The following is a 14,940-nucleotide window of genomic DNA, read 5'->3' on the forward strand; positions in this document are numbered from 1 at the left end:
CTGTGTGCCGGCCTTGGAATCAATGCTAAACAGCTGCCTCAGTGTGGCAGGTAGTCATCGCCGTCCGATAGCCGTAGGACGGGCCGCACCCGGTTTGCAGGACGGCCAAATCCACCCGGTGCACAGCGGTCGGGATAGACGCAGAACACGTGGACGCCGGCCGATGCAGCCTTCGCTGAAGCTGCAAAGCCGACACGCATGCACGCCCCATGGACCAGGCAAGCCGTGTGCCTGCGATGCTTCACACGCGTCAGGGCAAGCGCCTGCGCACCGCCAAGGCTGCCGTTGCCCACTGCGCCAGCCGCTGCCCTCTCGGCCTGACCCACCCCACAACGCATGGCACCACCTGCTGGATGGGCGTCTGCCCGTTCCCGACACCCCATCCCGCGTCCTGCCAGGGTGAATGGTCAGTGGTGAATGGTCAGTGGCCATAGGTTATCGACCCGCAGAATATCCACCCGCCGACTGTTAATTCCAGTGTATATATAAAAGCAGACGCCAACATTATCATTAAAGCGCAGCAGAAATAATTTAACGGTAGCCCATTAAATCCGCCGGTGTTATCTTGGCCTTTCACGATCCCCCACCCGGTTCATAACCCCATCCACTTCAAGAAAGAAGATTATTATGAATTCATACGGAATAGAGAAGAAACGCCCGGATAAACCCGAGCGCCCCAAAAATACCGCCGTCATTCGCAGCGTTGCACGCCTGCCCATTTTGCTGGCCGATGGCGCAGCGGCCCATGCCAAAATCATCAGCTTTCGCCATTTAAGCGATAACGGCGAGCATTTTGCCCTGCAGTTTGAGCGCTTGACCACCGATGTACCGCTGGTGCGCCTGCATTCCGAATGCCTGACGGGCGACGCGCTCGGCTCCGCACGCTGTGACTGCGGGCCGCAGCTCAACGAAGCACTGCAGCGCCTGCACCAGGAGGGCGGCCTGCTGCTGTACCTGCGGCAAGAAGGCCGGGGCATTGGCCTCTACCGCAAGCTCGAGGCCTACTGCCTGCAGGAGCAAGGGCTCGATACCTTCAGCGCCAACCGTGCGCTCGGCCACAAAGACGATGAACGCAGCTACCAGGTGGCGGCCGACATGCTCCATGCGCTGGATATTCCCAAAATACGGCTGTTAAGCAATAACCCCGACAAAGCCAACCAGTTAATGGATGCAGGCATCCATATCGCCGCCTGCCTGCCCACCGGCGTTTACTGCAATGCCGACAACAGCGATTACCTGTCCTCCAAAGTCAGGTTGACATCGCATGCGATGGAATTACCCCGCATTTACAAGGACACGCCATGATTGCCCACCAATCCCCGATCAGCGGCGTTGCCGCCTATAACGGCCAATGGGTGGCCACCGCCGGTTATGACAACCAGATCATCCTGTGGGATGCAGCGCACAAAATAGCACTGGCACGGGTGTGGCATGACCACCTCGCCAACCAGCTGGCTTTCAGCCCCGGCGGCCAATACCTCGTCAGCGCCTCCAGCGATACCAGCGCCCGGTTATGGTCGGTACCCAGCCTCAAACTCATCGCGGTATTGTCCGACCATGACGACGATGTCGAAATGGCCGCTTTCCACCCCACCGCAGCGCTGATTGCCACCGCGTCCCGGGACCACCTGGTGCGCGTATTCGACTTTGAAGGCCGGCTGGTGGCCCGCTTTGCAGGCCACACCGCCGATGTGATCTCCATCGCCTGGACCCAGGCCGGTGATGCGCTGATGTCATCGAGCGACGACGGCACGCTCAAACAGTGGTCACTGGCCACGCAAACGCTGGTCAGCGACATCGACCTGGGCGGCATCGAGACCGACACCATCGCCATCGCCAGCGGCGGCACCATCTACGCCGGCAATGACGAAGGCCAGATCATCGTGCTGCAGGGCTCCGGCGCCCATAGCATCGCCGCGCACGACTCCGGCATCAAACAGCTCACCTATGACGAAGGCGAGAAACTGCTGGTCAGCCTGAGCTATGACCGCTTGCTGAAGCTATGGCACTGCGATGCGGGCCGCATCGATCCGGTCACGCAGTCGGCCATCCCGCCGCAGATATGGCCCCGGTCCTGTGCGTTCCTCGACAGAGACACCCTGGTCTTCGCCACCTTCGGGTCGTCCTACGCCAGTTTTGACATAGGCAGCGGCACCTGGGACCTGCGTCTGGTCGAACCCACCCAAGGCGTCAATGCGGTGATCGCGCAGCAGGCTGACTGCATCAGCATCGGCGATGCGGGCATCCTGCGCATCAACGGTGAGCCCAGCAGCCACACCGGCAGCCTCTGCAACTTCCTCACCGCTGCCGGCGGCATGCTGTTTACCGGCGGCCAGACGGGGCAGCTGTTCAATGCCCGCACCGGGGAGGTCGTGCACCAGCACAAGTCGCCGTTGAACTGCGGCGCCGCCTTCACCCGCCACGGCGTGCCCCATATCGTCATCGGCACCTACACCGGCGAAGGGCTGGTTTTTTCCGTATCCGGGCAAGGCGGCGCATCGCTGGTGGCCCGCTTGCAGCTGCATGACAATGCCGTCAAGGCCGTCGCCGCCTCCGACAGCCTGCTTTTCTCGGTCTGCGCCGATACCAGCGCCGCGTGGTTCCAGATCGGTGACCTGCAGGAAAAAGCCAGAAAAAACCAGGCCCATGGACGCATTGCCAACGGCTGCGCGGCCTTGCCGGGCGACCGCTTCATCAGCATCAGCCGCGACCGGCAACTGCGCATCTGGGAGGACTTCACCGCCACCGCTATCCCCACACCCCACAGCCATTCGATCAAGTGCGTGGCCGCATCGGCCGATGGCCGGTACATCGCATCGGGCTCCTACGGCGGCTGCGTGGCTATTTTTGACAGGCAGCACCGGCACTGGCTGCCCTACGCCCGCCCCACCGCTGCCGGTATATCGTCGCTGTGTTTTGATGGCGACGGGCGGCAATTTCTGGCAGGCTCGTATGACGGGCAGATTTACAAGCTCAAGATTTAACCAGGGCCAGCACCAGGATCGGCACCGCCACCCAGGCCAAGACCGCAGACGCAACCAGCAAAGGCCGCCCGCGCCACCGCCCTGCCATCCCTCACATCTACATCAACACCCCACAACACCCCCCACAACACAACGGGCAGCCCAAAGCTGCCCGTTGTGTTATACGGTCGTGCTGCCGGCGCGATCAATACGGCACAAAGATCGCTATCAGCAGAAAAGCCAAAATCACCGCGCCAATGATGGCAAAACGCTTGTTGGCGAATCGCCCAGCGCGGGTGTGGGAATTGGTAGGCTTGGTAGGTTTGGGGTCTGGTGGGTTCATAGCTGTGAATCTATCCAAGCGCCTGGCGCGTGTGCGTCAGACAAGGGGCAGAAAACATGCCAGCCCGGCAGTGGCTGGGCATGTCGGCAGCGGGGCCGTACACACCCGGCAGAGGACAGAGAGAATGCGCAGTTGGACGATAGCGGCAGCACTGCTGCTGGGCTTGGCAGCACAGGCAGGCATGGCGGTTGCCAGCGATGCGGCGGGCCAGCGCGGCCGGCAGCCTGAAACGCCCGCTGCAGGCTCCGCGCCTGCGTCCGGCGCTGCCCGCAGCTCTAACCCCAGCTCCACGGCCCCTTCCCGCTCGGATTCCCCATCCCGCCCCGATTCCGCATCCACATCCCCGTCCCATTCCGCGAGCGGCGACGCAGAGCCCGAGGCCGATGGCGCCGATAGGGCCGATAGGGCCGATGGTGCCGATAGCGCCGATGGCCGGCGGGCGCCGCGCACCGAGCGCTCCAGCCCCGCTGCCAGCCCGGCCACCGCTGCACCGCCTCCAGCGGTGTTCATCATCAGCTGCAATGCCAGTGGCTGCAATGACAACCAAGGCCGGTTTCTTACCCGCTCCGGCCCCCAGCGCCTGGTGGGGCCCAATGGCCTCAGCTGCCAGCTGATGGGCGGCAACTGGCAATGCAGCCCCGGCACCCCGCCTTGACGCTGCCTGCCTGGCAAAGTTGCTGGGGATAGCGGTCAGGCCCTCCCGGTCGCCCTGCCCGCACAGCCAGGCTCTTCTCATCAACCCCTTGCGCAGGTCACGGCGCCGCCCATCGGCTGCGCCCGCCCCGCGCTACGGGGCAGTACCAGCACACAGCCCCTCTCATCCCCTGTCACCCTTTCAGCCCCTCTCAGCCCCGGTTAGCGCCTGCCAGCCGCAGCGGTGGCAACAGTGGCAGCGCCCCATGCTGCAGCAGCACTGCAGCGCTCTGAATTACTTCATATGCTGGGCTTTGTCTGTGGCTGTTACAGGCATTTTCATCAGCGCCTTCGCCACCACGCCTGTCCACCCCGCTGGGTGGTAGCGCATCGCATCACGCGGTGGCACCAACCGCTGCCTGGCCTGCCCTCACCCAGTTACTGGCGCAACCACGCTATTCGTGGCGGGTCCCGCCATCGCGCCAGCGCAGGTGTAAGCCTATCGCCACGCGCTATAAACGGCCCTGTTTATGGGGATGGACAAAAATTAATCCTTACAAAAAATCGCCTTATAAACCCATTCTCACCGATAGTGATAATCTATGTGCATCCGCTTGGTTTGCATACAGTTTGTGCACACAGCAATTGCGGCCCGGGTGCAGGTGCCGGTAAACGCTTGCCACCGCTGGTAGCAGCCTGACTGCCTCCAAACAGCACCCCTTTTTTGCGGGCTGCCAGGTACGGTATCGCCAGCCATCAGCCCCCCACGCCATGCAGCGCTTGCTCCACCAAGGCGCAATGCGGTCATTCAATAGCCACTGACAAAGTAAATTTCCATTGTCTATAAATCCACGCTATTTATAAAACCTCGTTAAACCCCTTATCGCGCCCTACTTTTACCCTCCGCACCATCGATGCCTCCAAATAAAAATACATCCTCTCCAAGTAATGAAACATAGTGAAACAAAATACCCGCTACCCCTGCGGCATCACGCACGCAGTTATCGGCCCCTTACCACCCTCCTTTGCGATGCATACGTTGGCCGTGATGCGCATGGTTTTGACACTCCGCAATACATAGCAATAAATCTCCAAAAACAGGCTCGCATCGCCAAAAACTATCGCTTTAAATAATCCCATATCTACAACATTTGACATTTGCGAATGACATTAATTATTAATTAACGTTTATTGTTGATTTGCAGCCATTTTGCCTGGGAGGTGAAGCTGTAGGCCTCTTATAGTTCGCACATCGATGCGATCAAACCCATAGTTTTTATTTTAGATGGAGAGAAAAATGCCAATCCCGTCCTTCAACGTATTGCGCCGATATGCCGTTATCGGTTTTATGGCCTGTGCTGCATCTTGGGCGCCTTTGGCGTCGGCGCAGCCTGCGCCTACACCGATCGTGGTAATGAACAGTTTGCCCATAGAGGAACCATCCTCCTATACGATCTATGACGAAGCTAAACGTGGCCCAGCGTTTCAAACAGGGTCGGAGCCTACGCGCATTGTTGAGCTTTCTTTTGGCTTGGACTTGGCAGCATTACCGACCACAGCCACTTTGAGCCTATTTAACCTAGACGACACCACCGGATTTCCTACAGGCACGGCGCTGGCATCTACCACCCTGAATATGATTGGTGGGGGCCCCAGTGTGGTGACTACAGTCCATACCTACTCCGCAGCTGATCTTGGAGCCATCGCCACCACAACGCTACTGGCAGGGCAGAAATATGGGTTGATCATGGGCAATGCCAGCGAGCCAATGGGTATCACAAATGATGACACTCGTGAAAATGCGTATATCTATGCAGGTGGCTTTAGTGCCGTGTTGAACGGGAACATCGGACAATTTAGTAATGCGCAAGGCTGGGATCAGAACGATGGAACCCTTGCCTTCAGCATGACGGTCGTCCCGTTTGCAGATCCAGTCCCCCCCACCGCCACCCTCACCTGCACCCCCACCGAGCTGCTCGCCGTTGCCGGCCAGGTCTCCACCTGCACCGTCACCCTCAGCGCCCCCTCCACAACAGACACCCCCATCAACCTGACCTTGCCAGCCACCAACCCAGGCTATACGACCACCTGCACCTCGCCACTGGTGGTTCCCGCCAATGCTACCCAGGCCGCCTGCACGATCACGGCCGTGGCCAACACCACGCCGGGCGCACCCGATGTGACCGCTGACTTGGCGATTGCCCCGCCCACGACGCCGGATGCCTATACGGTCGAAGGCCCTGCCGCACAGATCACCATCCGCAGCAACGGCACCGTCGTGCCTCCCGCCAACCCCACGCCCGTTCCCACCTTGGGCGCTGCAGCGTTGGTATCGCTGGTCTCCGTCATGGGCCTGCTGGGCCTGCGCCGCACGCGCAAATCGGCCTGATAAGGCAGATCCCCACTACCCCAGGCGCATGGCGGTGGCCATGCCCCTGGGGTTTTTTGCGCTCCACGTGCGGTGTGGCAGTAGATCTGCCGGGCAGCGTATCTGCTGGGCAGCATATGCCGGGCAGCGCAACTGCCGGGCGGCGTATCCGCTGGGCAGCATTCGCTGCTCGGTGCAACGCACCCAGCGTGAAGCGTGCAGCGCGCAGATGCGCCCCCTGCCAGTCCTCGCCCTTCTCCGGGGGCGCCCAGCAAAACGCCCTGCCGGGGGCTGAATGCCCGTTGGGGCGTTCATGTCTGTTCATCCTGGTCAACCGCTGCCGCTGGGTGGCACACAAGCCTGCGGCTCCGCGTGATCCACCTTTCTACTGTTGGGCGGCGGTGGTGCAGAAGCGCGCCCAGCATCGCGCGCCCCACCGCCGATAGTAGGCAGCGCCCCTTAAGTGCGCGCTCGCTTAACGCACCACTCACTGCTGTGTCGCGTGCTGTTACCTGCCTTTTCATCTACTCCGTTGAAGTGCGTCCCAACTTGCTGCCAATGCCACCAACACCCGGCGCTGCCGGTACCAACCAGCAATGGCGGGTGCGCAGACGCCTTGCCCAGAACCTCTGGCCAGCAATGCGTTCGGCACCTCGCCGCAAATCAGTCCATTTCATAAAACTATAAGCACCGCTTTCAAGAAGACTCAGCGAAAGCAATATCCTATTCAAAATCCTGTTTTTATAAAAAATAACAATTCATAGTGATAGCCTATGCGAGACTTTGATCAGCTTGCATACATCAGTTGTCCGCATGCAGCATTGTGCTGGCGCATGGCGAGGTTTGATAAATATCCACAGTCCGCCGGTATCTGCATCCGATTTGATTTATAGCAATCATTCTCAATCAGGGCTTGGTCTGCAGCAGGTGCGCCCACTTTCGCAACCACCAACGTTTTCTAACGAGGAGGTCCATTGGCATTCTTAATCTCAGTAATAGCTTCGGCATAGCAACACTGGCTGCTAGATACACGTTTGTTATCAATCGCATATAGGTAATTGCCCTAATCTATACACCTCATTGCTTTACATGGGCCTGCGGGGAATGGTGATTCCGCCGCAGCACACCTCGATAGGAAACATCATGAAGAAACAATTTCTCGATAACGCCTGGCGCCCCTCCAAGGGGATACCGCGCTTTAACAGCTGGGAATGGGCCCTGGCTGGCGCTTCTGTGTAGAGCGCGCAAAGCAACTTTTAGCGTGGGCGCGCCAGCGCTCTTCTTTCAACGACTACTCCTCCCTCCAGATGAGTGAGCGATGCAGCCAGAGAAGGCATAAGCCTCCGGTTGCATAGCTTTCTACAACACAAAAAGCAAAACATGATTAAAAATCCGATCCTCCCTCTGAGCCCCTGTGCGTTGCTGGTCGCCTGCTTTATCGCAGGCGCTGCACAGGCCCAAAGCATTACCTTCAGCGGCGATTCCACACCGGTAGGCAGCATGGCCGACCAGTACGCCACCGTCGATATCACGGTCGGCAACACCGGTACTGGCGCACTCGATGCCAACGCCAATGCCCGCTTCGGCAATAGCGGGCTGGCGGTCATCGGCGCAAATGCAGGCAGCTCCGGAACCGCTACATTGAGCAACGGTGTGAGCTGGGGCGCCCGTGAAATCACCGTGGGCCAATCCGGCACCGGCACGGTCAATGTCAAGGATTCGTCCGTCAGCTCTTCGCTAGCCATCATTGGTCAAAACGCTGGCAGCATCGGCACGGTGACCGTGGATGGCGCCAATGCGAGTTGGAACATCCCACCGCTTTACCAATCGGACTTGTCCATCGGCAGCAATGGCGGCTCTGGCACGCTCAATGTGCGCAATGGCGGCATGGTAGCCACCACCGCCAGCATCACCACAGCAGCCACTGCAGGCTCTGCAGCCACCGTGCTGGTGGATGGAGCCAACTCCCAACTTAAAGCCATCTACCAATGTTCGCTGGGCATGAAGGATGTGTCCACAGTACAGATCACCAACGGAGGCCAGGTGCAGTGCTACCAAGGCGCCTACCTGGGCTTTGGCAGCGTTTCGCTCGATGGCGCCGGCTCCAAGTGGGTCGTGGGTGCGGACCTCGACATTGGGTATACCGAAAACGCCAGCCAGGCCGTGTTGAACATCGGCGAGGGCAGCCTGGTGGAGGTTGCAGCCCATCTGCGGCTGCCGAACGCAAGCAGCGCTTCTGCAGACAGCACCGGCACGATCAATATCGAAGGCAGTACCACCCCAGGCGCACTCACCGTTGGCAGCTTTGAATTTGGCGCCAATGGTCTGGGCGTGATCAACTTCAACCATACCGATGCATCGGGCAACTACCAGTTCGCCATGCCCCTGACCGGGACCGGCACGGTGAATGTCAGCAACGCCGGCACCACGGTCATCACGGGCAACAATACCTACGCAGGCAACACCGCTGTGAAGGCTGGCACCCTGCGCGCGGGCTCTGCCACCGGCCTGAGCGCTGCCTCCGACTTTGTCGTGGCCAGCGGCGGCACGCTCGACACCAACACCTACAGCCCCACCGTCAACAGCCTGCGCAACGATGGCCTGGTGACGATGCTGGCAGGCGGCACCACAGCGGTGTTGACGGTAGCGGGCAACTACGCCGGCAATGGCGGCAGCATGGCGCTGAACACCGCCCTGGGCGGCAGCAACTCGGCCACGGAGAAGCTCATCGTCAACGGCGATACCAGCGGCACCACGACGTTGAACATCACCAACCTGGGCGGCGCGGGCGCCGCCACCACCGGTGAAGGCATTCTGGTCGTGCAGGTCAATGGCGCATCGAACGGCACCTTCAGCCTGCCAGCGCCAGGCTATGTGCAAGCGGGCAGCTTCCGCTACGACCTGGTCAAGACCGGCAACCACTGGTACCTGGTCAGCGAATCGCGCGCCGAAAGCGCACCCACTGTCAGCGTGGTCTGCAGCCCGGCCGAGCTGAGCGATGCAGCCGCCGAGACTGCCACCTGCAAGGTAACGCTGAGTGCAGCGCTGACGACCGACCTGGGCGTGAACCTGACCCTGCCCGCCACGAGCGGACGCTACACCACCACTTGCACCTCGCCGATCGTCATTGCCGCGAACGCGACCGAGGCATCGTGCACGATCACCTCGGTGCCCAACAACACCGCCAACAATGGTGATGTGATTGCGGAACTGGGCATTGCACCGCCCACCACCGCAGATGCCTACACGCCAGGCCCTGCTGCCCAGGTTCTCATCAAGGACAAGGACAAAACCGGTGGCGACAACGGTGGTGGCGATAACGGCGGCGGAAACGGCGGTGGCGACAACGGCGGCGGCACTGCGGTGCCACACAAGGTGCCGACGATGGGCGCCATGGGCCTGATGGCGATGGCATCGGTCCTGGGCCTGCTCGGTGTGCGCCGCACCCGAGCCTCGGGGACGCCTCAGTCGGGGACGCCCCAGTCTGGTACGCGCCGCGCGCCAGGCACCTCGGCCTAAAAGGCCCTCCTCTCTCCTCCCTCCAGAAGAGCCTGAGCTTCCGGTGCACAGAAGGCACAAGCCTCTCACCGGATAGCTTTTTGCAGCCCACACAACCAAAACACCATGAAAAACCCGATCCTCCCTCTCAGCCCCTGTGCGTTGATCGTCGCCTGCTTTATCGCAGGTGCCGCGCAGGCCCAAAGCATTGACTTCAGCGGCGACACCCTACCGACCGGCAATATGGGCGCTGAACTCAGCACCCGCATTGTCATCGTCGGAGGAAACGGCACTGGCACGATGACTATGTCCTCCGGGGCCGTGCTGAACGATATTGACGGTGCAGTCATCGGCTCAAGGGGCGGTCAAGGGTCGGTGACCCTGTCGTCCAGTTCCGTCTGGAACTCGCAAGCTACCACCGTGGGCAGTATTGGCACGGGCGAGCTGCGCATTGAAAGTGGCGCCAAGCTGATCACCCGTGGAGCGGTACTGAGTGCCAATGCCGGAGGCAAGGGAAGCGTGACGGTCGACGGCCCCGATTCTTCATGGGAAGTGGCAACCGCCAGTGCGACGCGGCTGACCGTGGGATATGCTGAATCCGGATCGCTGCGCGTGACCAATGGCGCCAAGGTGTCAAGCCGCCACCAGTTCCGCACGGCGGAGCTGCCGGGTTCCACCGGCTTGGTCGAGGTGGACGGCGCCAACTCGTCGGTGAACGCAGACAGCTGCCACCTCAGCGGCGCCGGGCTCTCTACGATCCGCATCACCAATGCGGGCCTGGTCCACTGCGCAGGCAGCGGCACGCTGCGGCATGGCACGATGGTATTGAGCGGCGCGGACTCCAAATGGTCCGTAGGCAATGATCTCTATGTGGAGGTCAGCGATGCGCCGGTGGATGCCACCATCCACCTCGGCGATGGCACGGTGATGGAGGCGGGCAGAAGGCTGCTGCTGGCATCGGCCGTGCAACCTGAATACCGCAGCGCAGCGACGATCAATATTGCGGGCAGCACCAACCCGGGCGCCGTGCTCGCGCCCACCCTGGTCTTCGGCCGGTCCCAGCGTGGGGTGATCAACTTCAACCACACCGACGCTTCGGGCAACTATGTCTTTGCCCCATCGATGACGGGCACTGGTACTGTCAATATCAACGAGGCAGGGACGACGCGCTTTGCAGGCAACAATGTCTACAGCGGTACCACCAGCGTCAACGCAGGCGTGCTGCGTGCCGGCTCCGATACGGGATTCAGTGCGGCATCGGACTTTGTCGTGGCCAGCGGCGCCACGCTCGACACCGATACCTTCAGCAATACGGTCGGCAGCCTTTCCAACGCGGGCGCGGTCACGATGGCCGCTGGCGGTACCAGCGGGGTGCTGACCGTCGCCGGCAACTACAGCAGCAACGGTGGCAGCCTGGCGCTGAACACCACGCTGGGTGACAGCGATTCGCCCACCGAGTTGCTGGTCGTCAACGGAGACACCAGCGGCACCACCACCTTGAACATCACCAACCTCGGCGGCACGGGCGCGCCCACCTCCGGCCTGGGCATCATGGTGGTGCAGGTCAACGGCGCATCGAACGGCACGTTCCGCCTGCCCGCACCGGGCTACCTGCAGGTCGGCAGCTTCCGCTATGACCTGGTCAAAACCGGCAATCACTGGTACCTGGTCAACGAATCGCGCGCTGAAAGCGCTCCTGCGGTGGGTGTTGTCTGCACCCCTGCCGAGCTGAGCGATGCAGCCGGCCAGGTCGCCACCTGCAAGGTGTCGCTGAACGCCGCGCTGACGAGCGACCTGAGCGTCAACCTGGCCTTGCCGGCCGCCAGCGCCCGCTATACGACGACCTGCAGCTCGCCCATCGTCGTGCCAGCCAATGCGACCGAGGCATCGTGCACGATCACCGCCGTGCCCAACAACAACGCCAATGATGGCGATGTGACGGCCACCTTGGCGATCGCGGCGCCCACGGTGGCCGATGCCTATACCGTCAACGGCCCGGCCGCGCAGGTGCTGATCAAAGACAAGGACAAGACCGGTGGTGACAACGGTGGTGGTGATAACGGCGGCGGAAACGGCGGCGGTGACAACGGCGGCGGAAACGGTGGCGGCGACGGCGGCGGCACTGCGGTGCCGCACAAGGTGCCGACGATGGGCGCCCTGGGCCTGATGGCGATGGCATCGGTCCTGGGCCTGCTCGGTGTGCGCCGCACGCGCCGGTCGGGGACGCCCCAGTCGGGGACGCCTCAGTCTGGTACGCGCCGCGCGCCAGGCACCTCGGCTTAAAAGGCCCCTGCTATCTCTCTCTTCCTCCCTCTCTCCTCCCTCCAGAAGAGCCCCGCTATCCCGTGCACAGAAGGCACCAGCCTCGCACCGGATAGCTTTTTACAACCCTTCAAACTTATTCATGATGAAAAAGGCGATCCTCCCTCTGCGCCCTTGCGCGCTACTTGTTTCTTGTTTTATCGCTGGTTTGGCGCAGGCGCAAACCATCTCGATCACCGGAGATTCCACGCCGGCAGGCGAGATGGGTGCCAGCTACGATACTGCCCGCATCATTGTCGGTAACACCAGCGCGGGGGCATTGGATATACGCGGTGGCGGCAAGTTGACGTCTACTGATGTATTGCTGGGCCAGGCGCCCGGCGGCAATGGCACAGCGACGGTGGATGGCGCCGGCTCCTCGTGGGCGATCTCTGTGCCCTTTAATACAGGTTTAGTCATTGGTCAGGGACAGGGCTCAGGCACCTTGAGGGTTACGAACGGCGGATCGATAACCAATAACAGAGACCTGATGACCTCGAATTCTCAAGATTCGGTTGCGGTGATCGAGGTAGATGGTGCAAATTCGACGCTGTCCAATGATGGGTTTTGCGCCATGGGCGGATCGGACACCACGACCATGCGCATTGCCAATGGCGGCACGGTTCGTTGCGGCCAGCATGGTGTTATTGGATTCGGCAGCGTCACACTGGCAGGGGCCAGTTCAAAATGGGTGATCGGCACCGACCTCTATATGGCTGGCAGCACCGATATGCACTCCACCCTGAATATTGGCGAAGGCAGCGCGGTAGAGATGGGCGGCACGATGGAAGTGCCAAGTTTTGCGGATGCGACGATACCGACCAGCGCCACCATCACTATTGACGGCAGCACCACACCCGGAGCGCTGACCGCATCCAGCCTGGTATTTAGCCCGAATGAATCAGGCGTTATCAATCTCAACCACAGCGACACATCCGGCAACTACCAACTTGCCACGCCGATGACAGGGCCGGGCAAGGTCTATGTGCGGGGCGGCGGGACGACCCGACTGGCAGGAGATAACAGCTACAGCGGCACCACGTCGATCGAAGCGGGCACTTTGCGCGCAGATTCACCCACGGGGTTCAGCGCTGCGTCTGACTTTGTGTTGGCCAGCGGTAGCACCCTGGATACCCATACCTTCAGCCCGACGGTGAAAAGCCTGAGCAATGCGGGTACGGTGACGATGACCGCCGGCGGTACGACTGGCACGCTGACCGTGACTGGCAACTACAGCAGCAATGGCGGCAGCGTTGCGTTGAACACGGCCCTGGGCGACAGCAACTCGGCCACGGAAAAGCTGATCATCAACGGCGACACCAGCGGCACCACCACCTTGAACATCACCAACCTGGGCGGTACGGGCGCTGCCACCAGCGGTGCAGGCATTCTGGTCGTGCAGGTCAATGGCGCATCGAACGGCACGTTCAGCCTGCCTGCGCCCGGCTATGTGCAAGCGGGCACCTTCCGCTACGACCTGGTCAAGACCGGCAACAACTGGTACCTGGTGAGCGAGGCGCGTGCTGAAAATGCACCGGCCGCCAGCGTCGTCTGCAGCCCTGCCGAGCTGACCGATGCAGAGGGCCAGGTCGCCACCTGCACGGTGTCGCTGAGCACCGCGGCCACCGCTGACCTGAGCATCAACCTGACCGTGCCCGGCGCCAACCCGCGCTACACCACCACCTGCACCTCGCCCATCGTTGTGCCGGCCAATGCGACGGAAGCCTCGTGCACGATCACCGCCGTGGCCAATACCACCGCAGACGATGGCGATGTCACCGCTGAACTCGCGATTGCACCGCCCACTGTTGCCGATGCCTACACCGTCACCGGCCCTGCAGCGCAGGTGGTCATCAAGGACGACGACCGCTCCGATGGCGGCGGCGACAACGGCGGTGGTGACAATGGCGGTGGCGCCGTGCCGCACAAGGTGCCGACGATGGGCGCCGCAGGTCTGATGGCGATGGCGTCGATCCTCAGTCTGTTGGGCCTGCGCCGCGTGCGCAAGGATCGCACACCGGTGTAACCGCTGCGCTGGCTTCGTCACTGATCAGCACTGGCGCTGGTGGCTGGCTGATATATAGCCAGCCTCTATAGCCCGCTTTTGAGCCCCGTTGGATACGGGGCTTTTCTTTTGCCACCCTCACCCCTGCCCTCTCCCGCCAGCGGGAGAGGGAGTTTGGGAGAGATCTGGGCTGGTTTTTACCCTCACCCCCGCCCTCTCCCGCAAGCGGGAGAGGGAGTTTTGGAGAATCTTGGCTGGTTGTCTCCCCTCCCGCTAGCAGGTGAGAGAGTTTGGGAATGGGGATTGGTTTTCTCCCCTCTCCCGCGCGCGGGAGAGGGCTAGGGTGAGGGTGACTTCAAGGGTAAGTGCCAGGGCAAGCGTAATGACAAGGCAGAGCAAGTCTCTGCACTGCAGTTCGGGCTTTGGTGCGCTGGCCATTTATCGCACTTTCCACACAGCAAGCACCCTGGCTGTTGCGGCCCTGCCCCATGCACTAGGTTGACGCGGTTACAGCCTTTTGCAGAGATGTAAGCAATTCGCGCCGCTCCCCCTCGGTTAATCACACCTTCTTGTCCGCAGACGTAGCAAATTCTGCGCAACGCCCATCCAGCGATTCCAGAAATACCCTCTACCGAGGGCCCATACACGCGTCACGCCTTACCCATTGACACCCCTCAATTTATCAATATTGAATCATTTGATTTGCGCTCTTTATTAGCACCAGAACTGCCTATCTCTGCACTGCGCATTAGTCCATCAAATTAGTAAAATTTATAATTTTTATCAATAACGAGTGTTAATCTTTGTCCCCATGCATGACTTGCATGAT

Annotated in this window: 8 protein-coding genes and 1 pseudogene; 8 read left to right on the forward strand and 1 reads right to left on the reverse strand. The window is 61.0% G+C overall.

What is annotated here, in order from left to right:
* Positions 1–627 precede the first annotated feature (627 nt).
* From ribA to ACCQ08_RS00375, 3 genes are all read left to right on the forward strand, one after another.
* The gene (gene ribA / locus ACCQ08_RS00365) at positions 628–1,305 is read left to right on the forward strand and encodes a GTP cyclohydrolase II RibA (protein ID WP_373448533.1); all 678 of its coding nucleotides are present in this window, start codon (positions 628–630) and stop codon (positions 1,303–1,305) included.
* Entirely contained in the window at positions 1,302–2,984 is a 1,683-nt protein-coding gene (locus tag ACCQ08_RS00370) for a WD40 repeat domain-containing protein (protein WP_373448534.1), read from the forward strand. The genes ribA and ACCQ08_RS00370 overlap by 4 nt, the downstream gene beginning before the upstream one ends.
* Positions 2,985–3,430: 446 nt before the next feature.
* Positions 3,431–3,961, forward strand: coding sequence for a hypothetical protein (locus ACCQ08_RS00375; protein ID WP_373448535.1), 531 nt, complete (start codon positions 3,431–3,433; stop codon positions 3,959–3,961).
* A gap of 1,259 nt (positions 3,962–5,220) precedes the next feature.
* On the opposite strand, the gene ACCQ08_RS00380 is transcribed toward ACCQ08_RS00375, so the two are convergent.
* Positions 5,221–5,370, reverse strand: a complete 150-nt coding sequence (locus ACCQ08_RS00380; protein ID WP_373448536.1) for a hypothetical protein — start codon at positions 5,368–5,370, stop codon at positions 5,221–5,223.
* A gap of 475 nt (positions 5,371–5,845) precedes the next feature.
* Here ACCQ08_RS00380 and ACCQ08_RS00385 point away from each other — a divergent pair, with 475 nt between their 5' ends.
* From ACCQ08_RS00385 to ACCQ08_RS00405, 5 genes and pseudogenes are all read left to right on the forward strand, one after another.
* Positions 5,846–6,328 (forward strand): hypothetical protein, encoded by a 483-nt coding sequence (locus tag ACCQ08_RS00385; protein WP_373448537.1) that lies wholly within the window; start codon positions 5,846–5,848, stop codon positions 6,326–6,328.
* Positions 6,329–7,687: 1,359 nt separating this feature from the next.
* Positions 7,688–9,826, forward strand: coding sequence for an autotransporter outer membrane beta-barrel domain-containing protein (locus ACCQ08_RS00390; RefSeq protein WP_373448538.1), 2,139 nt, complete (start codon positions 7,688–7,690; stop codon positions 9,824–9,826).
* A 105-nt stretch (positions 9,827–9,931) separates the two neighbouring features.
* Positions 9,932–12,088 carry an autotransporter outer membrane beta-barrel domain-containing protein gene (locus ACCQ08_RS00395; RefSeq protein ID WP_373448539.1) on the forward strand — a complete coding sequence of 719 codons (2,157 nt, stop codon included), beginning with the start codon at positions 9,932–9,934 and terminating at the stop codon, positions 12,086–12,088.
* A gap of 241 nt (positions 12,089–12,329) precedes the next feature.
* Positions 12,330–12,572: pseudogene (locus ACCQ08_RS00400) on the forward strand (hypothetical protein); the annotation flags it as partial.
* A gap of 24 nt (positions 12,573–12,596) precedes the next feature.
* The gene (locus ACCQ08_RS00405) at positions 12,597–14,132 is read left to right on the forward strand and encodes an autotransporter outer membrane beta-barrel domain-containing protein (RefSeq protein WP_373448822.1); all 1,536 of its coding nucleotides are present in this window, start codon (positions 12,597–12,599) and stop codon (positions 14,130–14,132) included.
* The last annotated feature ends 808 nt before the right edge of the window (positions 14,133–14,940 follow it).

Source organism: Comamonas sp. SY3 (assembly GCF_041730275.1).
Lineage (GTDB): Bacteria > Pseudomonadota > Gammaproteobacteria > Burkholderiales > Burkholderiaceae_C > Comamonas > Comamonas sediminis.

What these genes read in the sequence shown, in the direction of transcription:
- ribA (WP_373448533.1), top strand. Translation starts at nt 628, where the DNA reads ATGAATTCATACGGAATAGAGAAGAAACGCCCGGATAAACCCGAGCGC.
- ACCQ08_RS00370 (WP_373448534.1), top strand. Translation starts at nt 1,302, where the DNA reads ATGATTGCCCACCAATCCCCGATCAGCGGCGTTGCCGCCTATAACGGC.
- ACCQ08_RS00375 (WP_373448535.1), top strand. Translation starts at nt 3,431, where the DNA reads ATGCGCAGTTGGACGATAGCGGCAGCACTGCTGCTGGGCTTGGCAGCA.
- ACCQ08_RS00380 (WP_373448536.1), bottom strand. Translation starts at nt 5,370, where the DNA reads ATGGGCAAACTGTTCATTACCACGATCGGTGTAGGCGCAGGCTGCGCC.
- ACCQ08_RS00385 (WP_373448537.1), top strand. Translation starts at nt 5,846, where the DNA reads ATGACGGTCGTCCCGTTTGCAGATCCAGTCCCCCCCACCGCCACCCTC.
- ACCQ08_RS00390 (WP_373448538.1), top strand. Translation starts at nt 7,688, where the DNA reads ATGATTAAAAATCCGATCCTCCCTCTGAGCCCCTGTGCGTTGCTGGTC.
- ACCQ08_RS00395 (WP_373448539.1), top strand. Translation starts at nt 9,932, where the DNA reads ATGAAAAACCCGATCCTCCCTCTCAGCCCCTGTGCGTTGATCGTCGCC.
- ACCQ08_RS00405 (WP_373448822.1), top strand. Translation starts at nt 12,597, where the DNA reads ATGACCTCGAATTCTCAAGATTCGGTTGCGGTGATCGAGGTAGATGGT.